We start from the raw sequence: 2531 nt of genomic DNA, 5'->3' as shown, positions 1-2531 counted from the left end.
TTGTTGGTGCTGGGCGCACAACACAACCGCCAGCAGGATTTCGAACTCTATCTAAAGCAGCTCAACAGCCGACTGGCCCAGTTCCAGGGCAATCTTGAAGAAGCTCATGACGCCTATACCGGCTCCCTGGAAGCGGGTCGGGAGCTGGATGGCGCGATCCGTGATCAGGTCCAGGGGCTGCATGGCGAAGTCAGTTCAGCCACCGATCTGGAAACGCTGAAAACCAATGTGCAGAACAAGCTGGACGCGTTGCTGGTTGACGTCCAGCAATCGCGCACACTGCATCTTGACCGCGAACAGCAGGTCGCCGGGCGGCTGAAAACCATGGTTGATCGTGTCCAGGCAATGGAAGTTGAGGCGACGTCATTTCGTAACCATCTGGAAGAGCAACGCCAGAACGCCATGATCGACGCGCTGACAGGCCTGCCCAACCGAGCCGGTCTGCAGAAGCGCATGGACGAGGAATATGAGCGCTGGCAGCGCTATGGCGGTCAACTGCTGCTGGTAGTACTCGACGTGGATCACTTCAAGCGCGTCAACGACAAATTCGGGCACCTGGCGGGCGACAAGGTACTCAGGCTTATCGCCCAGCAGCTGTCTCGCCGGCTACGCAAATCGGATTTCATCGGGCGCTTCGGTGGCGAGGAATTTGTCATTTTGATGCCCGGCACCAGCGTCGCCAAGGCCGCAATGGTGCTCGAAGAGCTGCGGTCGGGTATCGAGCAAAGCCCTTTTCACTTCAAGAACGAGCGGGTCACCATCACCATTTCTATCGGCTACACCGACTTCCGTGAGGGCAATACACTGGATCAGGTCTTTGAACGGGCCGATCAGGCGATGTACCGCGCTAAAGACAGCGGACGCAACCGCCTGGAACAGGCGGGCTGAAAGATCTAGCCTGGCCAGGTAGCAACGTAATCTCCATCGGGGTCGTGGCGCTGGGCCTGAAAAGCCACATTGAAAGCTCTACCGCCCCGCGGATCGTGGCCGACACCTGCGATATAGGCCCAGTTGCCCCAGTTACTGGCTACGTCATAGTCGATCAGCTGCTGCTCGAACCAGGCCGCACCCAGGCGCCAGTCCTGCTGCAACTCATTCACCAGATAGCTCGCCGCAATCTGCCGCCCACGATTGGACAGATAACCAGTGGCGTTAAGCTCGCGCAGGCAGGCATCGACGAAGGGTCGGCCGCTCGTGCCCTCACGCCAGTCTATCCAGCGCTGATCAGTGCCGCCCTGAGGCGTGCCACCAGCATGGCCGCCAAAACGAAAGAAGGCGACGCCGTTCACACGCAGACTTAGGCGAAAAAACTCACGCCAGAGCAATTCGAACCAGAGCCAGTAGGTCGACTCGTTGGCACCATGGATATGTTCATGGGCTCGCAGCTCATCCATCACCCGGCGGGGCGACAGGCAACCGTGGGCCAGCCAGACCGAGAGCTTCGAGGAGGCATAGCGGCCGAGCAATGCGTTGCGAGTTTCCTTGTAATGACGTACTGCCTTGCTGTCCCAGAGATAGTCATCCAGCCAGGCTCGGCCAGAACTCTCACCAGCCCCCTCGGGCAACGCCGAGCGCGGATCTGCGGGCACAGCCTTTAGCCCAAGGTCGTCAAGCAAGGGGATAGCTTGCAGCAAAACCGCTGCGCCCGTCGGCAGAGGCGCCAGGGTAGTTGGCGCAGGCAATGGCGCATGCGCCGGCGTGCGCTTTTCTATCTGGTTGCGAAAACGGGTGAATACCCGTGGGAGCTGTTCCAGAGCGAAGGGCAACTGCGACGGATCAAACAGCGCATTGGTTTCCACCAGGTTCAAGCCAATATCCTCGGGCAGGCCCTGCCGAACTCGACCCAGGATTGCCTGCTCGTTTGGCGCATGCTCGGCGTGGGTGAACAAAGCACGCACGCCGAGTTTCTTGCACAGCACCGGTAGCACCTGTTCCGGGCATCCCTTCAACACCAGCAGATCCGAGCCTTGCGCCTGCAACGATCGTCGTAGCTCGACCAGGCTGTCGAGGATGAACTGCGCTCGTCTAGCGCCGCAGGGGAGCAACCCTTGATCATCCGGTCTGAACCAGCGCGGATCCAGACAATACACGGGCAGGCACTCACCGTACTGCATCGCAGCATCAAGAACGGGGTTGTCGTCTAAGCGCAGATCTTGTTTGAACCAGAGAAGACTGACCATGCTTTGATTAACCTGTACGAAACCAATACATCAATGGTATTTTGCATAAGATCAAAATGCCAGGAGCAAAAGCCCGTGAGTCAATCCACGCCGACCCGTTTACCCTGTCGCGGTTGTCTTTCCAGTTGCCGTCACCGCTCCTACTGTGAGGGCAAGCCATGGCGGGCTGATTTTCAGCCTGATTTCCAGCCAACTAAAAAATCCCGCCACTGAGGCGCTGCAACCCGTGAGAGGTCGTGCTAGCCTGCTGCCTTTATCAAGCAGAGTCTGCACCCATGCTGCGCCGATTGACCTCTCTGTTCTGCCTGAGTCTCCTGCTCGGTGGCTGCGCCCCTATGCTGGAGATCGATG

At 58.8% G+C, this 2531-nt stretch carries 2 protein-coding genes; one reads left to right on the top strand and one right to left on the bottom strand.

From position 1 onward, the window contains the following. A partial coding sequence (locus ABYA88_RS16075) for a GGDEF domain-containing protein (RefSeq protein WP_373188393.1) occupies window positions 1–888 on the top strand: 888 nt, incomplete at its 5' end. Window positions 889–893: 5 nt separating this feature from the next. On the opposite strand, the gene ABYA88_RS16070 is transcribed toward ABYA88_RS16075, so the two are convergent. Further along, complete coding sequence (locus ABYA88_RS16070; protein WP_373188392.1) at window positions 894–2180, bottom strand: DASH family cryptochrome; 1287 nt, start codon at window positions 2178–2180, stop codon at window positions 894–896. Window positions 2181–2531: the final 351 nt, after the last annotated feature.

Source organism: Halopseudomonas sp. (genome assembly GCF_041579695.1).
Classification (GTDB): Bacteria; Pseudomonadota; Gammaproteobacteria; order Pseudomonadales; family Pseudomonadaceae; genus Halopseudomonas.
Note: the sequence above shows the minus strand (reverse complement) of the source record. Positions and strands in the feature narration are given on the sequence as shown.